Source organism: Polynucleobacter sp. 39-46-10 (assembly GCF_002282275.1).
The window spans coordinates 1-2,940 of the sequence record NZ_NCJB01000291.1 but is presented as its reverse complement, the minus strand read 5'-3'; the positions used below and the strand labels follow the sequence as shown (position 1 = coordinate 2,940).

The window sequence follows — 2,940 nt, the reverse complement described above, 5'->3', positions numbered from 1 at the left end:
ACTGCAGCGTTATGGAGACACTACATTTATTAAAATCTCCGGCCAACGTAAAGCACCTCGATAGGTCTTTATCTCAATATCGCAAAGGCCAAATAGAGTAAGCGCTTGGCCTACTATTTTCCTGGCTTATCTATTTGAAAGACTACCGGCGCATCTTCATCAACCTTATTTGTTGCCGCATCAGGCTTGGATTCATCGGCACTCGTGAAGTTAAATTCTTGACTCTGGACCACTGCCGCCGGCTTATCTAAGAAGGTGGTGACTAGTGCTGGGAATGCCGCTACAAGCACCACCATGATGAGTTGTAGGACAACCCAAGGTAATGCCCCCCAATAGATGTCACTACTCTTGACTTCTTTCGGTGCTACCCCACGAAGATAGAACAGCGCAAATCCAAACGGTGGATGCATAAATGAGGTTTGCATATTCACGCAAAGCATGACGCCAAACCATACCAGTGCAGCACTGGCTGCGGCCTGGGGATTGCCATTCATAGAGGCAAGTAGAACTGGTGCAAGTAGTTTGACTGCCACAGGCGCTAACAAAGGCACAACGATGAAGGCGATTTCAAAGAAGTCCAAGAAGAAAGCCAAAAAGAATACAAATAGATTCACAAGCACTAAGAAGCCAACCCATCCACCTGGCAGATTGGAAAACAATTCCTCAACCCAGTGGCCGCCATCAACACCTTGGAAGACAACCGAGAAGCAAGTGGAGCCAATCAAGATGAAGACCACCATGGCAGTGATGCGCATCGTGTTTTGATAGGCCTCTTGAATCAATCCTTTGAGATTGGGGATGCTGGCCCTGCGTATCCAGGCTAAAAGCAATGCACCCATCGCACCCATGGCGCCTGACTCGGTTGGAGTGGCAATGCCAGTCATGATGGTTCCCAGTACCAAGAAAATCAGTACTGCCGAGGGAATGATTCCCAAGAGGCATTTTTTCCAGAGTGCCCAGCCTGTGAGGGTGAGTTCGTTCTCAGGGGCGGCGGGTAGATAGTCGGGTCTAAAGCGAGCAAGGAAGAATGTGTAAAGAGCAAAAAGAGCAATTTGTAAAAGAGATGGACCCCAAGCACCAAGATACATACTGCCAACATCGGCACTCCCGCTCTGGGTTTTGAGCTGGTCAGCCAGGACAATCAGCACTAAAGAGGGTGGCACTAGTTGGGTAATGGTTCCAGAAGCCGCTAAAACGCCCGTAGCGTAGCGCATGTTGTAGCCGTAGCGCGTCATCACAGGGAGGGAGATCATCGCCATAGCGATCACCTGAGCAGCCACAGTACCGGTTATCGCCCCGAGAATGAATCCGACAATAATGACTGAGTAACCCAGACCCCCGCGAATGCGCCCAAAGAGCTGACCCATGGAGTCCAGCATTTCTTCTGCAAGACCGCAGCGCTCCAGAATGGCACCCATAAAAGTAAAAAAGGGAATTGCTAGCAGTAGGTCGTTAGCAAGGACGCTACCAAAGATGCGCTGAGGAATGGCCTGCAAAAAAGGCATGCCAAAGAAATTCTCAGTAATCGCTATGCCAGCAAAAAATAATCCCGCAGCCATTAAAGAAAAGGCTACTGGAAAGCCGATCAACATAAACACAATTAATCCACCAAACATCAGTGGCGGCATCCATTCAAGCGGAATCATTGCATGGGCTTTTCATAATGGAGATCGGCTACAGGCAATGTTTCTTTACCTTTGATTACGCCAATGCGTTTAATGATTTCCGATAAGCCTTGCAGGCTCAACATAAAGAAACCAAAAGGCACAATAAATTTAATGGGGTAGCGTGACAAACCACCTGCATTGAGCGAATGCTCTGAGACTAACCATGAGGGATAAAACAAAGTAGTCCACGATAGCCAAGTAAACAGAATGCAGGCCGGCATTAAAAAGACAATCAAACCAAAGAGGTCAATATAAATACGTCCGCGATCAGAAACCTGCGAGTAAATTAAATCGACTCGAACATGTTCATTGCGTTTGAGGGTATATGCGGCACCCAGCATTACGGCAGCAGCAAAGAGGTACCACTGCAATTCTAGCGGCCAGTTGTTACTAATATCCAGGCTATAGCGGAGTAGTGCATTGAGAGCTGATATTACGCAAGACAGCAAGATCATGATGCTGGCTGCTTTGCCCAAGAATTGATTTAGACGGTCAATTCCTGTTGAGAGCGTTCCCCAAAAGCCCATGCAGTTTAGAGATCTGCACGACCCCGTTTAATTGCAGCAAGCACTTGCGCTGGAGCAGTACCGCCAGCATGTTGACGAGAATTTACAGAGCCATCTACCGTTAAGAGGGCAAAGACATCATCACCCATGAGTTCAGGGCGATTATCTAAGCCGCAGGCAAAACGTAATTCAGACAGAGTGAGATCGGTAAGCATGCAGTTACGACCAACGCAGGCTTTAACAGCGTGAGCTACGGCCTCATGAGCATCGCGGAAAGCCAAACCTTTTTTGACCAAGTAATCAGCTAAGTCAGTTGCAGTGGCGAAACCTTCTTCAGCGGCAGCCTTCATTACATCTGCTTTCACCTGAATATGTGGGACCATATCAGCGAAGATACGCAATGTATCTTGCACGGTATCAACAGCATCAAACAGAGGCTCTTTATCTTCCTGGTTATCTTTGTTGTATGCCAGTGGCTGACTCTTCATCAAGGTTAATAAAGAGATTAAGTCGCCGTATACACGACCCGTTTTACCACGCGCCAATTCTGGTACATCTGGATTCTTTTTCTGCGGCATGATGGAGCTTCCAGTGCAGAAACGATCTGGTAAATCAATAAAGCCAAAGCGTGGGCTGAGCCAAAGCACAAGCTCTTCAGATAAGCGAGATACGTGCATCATCAAGATGGAAGCAAAAGCACAGAACTCAATCGCAAAGTCACGATCAGATACTGCATCAAGCGAGTTATTGCAGATGCCATCAAAACC

3 protein-coding genes are annotated in these 2,940 nt (G+C 47.6%); all 3 read right to left on the bottom strand.

Going from position 1 to position 2,940, the window contains the following annotated elements:
- Positions 1–113: 113 nt before the first annotated feature.
- On the bottom strand, positions 114–1,646 hold the full coding sequence (locus B7X71_RS14560) for a TRAP transporter large permease subunit (protein WP_293601162.1): 1,533 nt from the start codon (positions 1,644–1,646) through the stop codon (positions 114–116).
- A complete protein-coding gene (locus B7X71_RS14555; protein ID WP_293598343.1) occupies positions 1,643–2,194 on the bottom strand; it encodes a TRAP transporter small permease subunit in 552 nt (183 codons plus the stop codon). The genes B7X71_RS14560 and B7X71_RS14555 overlap by 4 nt, the downstream gene beginning before the upstream one ends.
- A 5-nt stretch (positions 2,195–2,199) precedes the next feature.
- A partial coding sequence (gene argH / locus B7X71_RS14550; protein WP_293601160.1) for an argininosuccinate lyase occupies positions 2,200–2,940 on the bottom strand: 741 nt, incomplete at its 5' end.

What these genes read in the sequence shown, in the direction of transcription:
- B7X71_RS14560 (WP_293601162.1), bottom strand. Translation starts at nt 1,646, where the DNA reads ATGATTCCGCTTGAATGGATGCCGCCACTGATGTTTGGTGGATTAATT.
- B7X71_RS14555 (WP_293598343.1), bottom strand. Translation starts at nt 2,194, where the DNA reads ATGGGCTTTTGGGGAACGCTCTCAACAGGAATTGACCGTCTAAATCAA.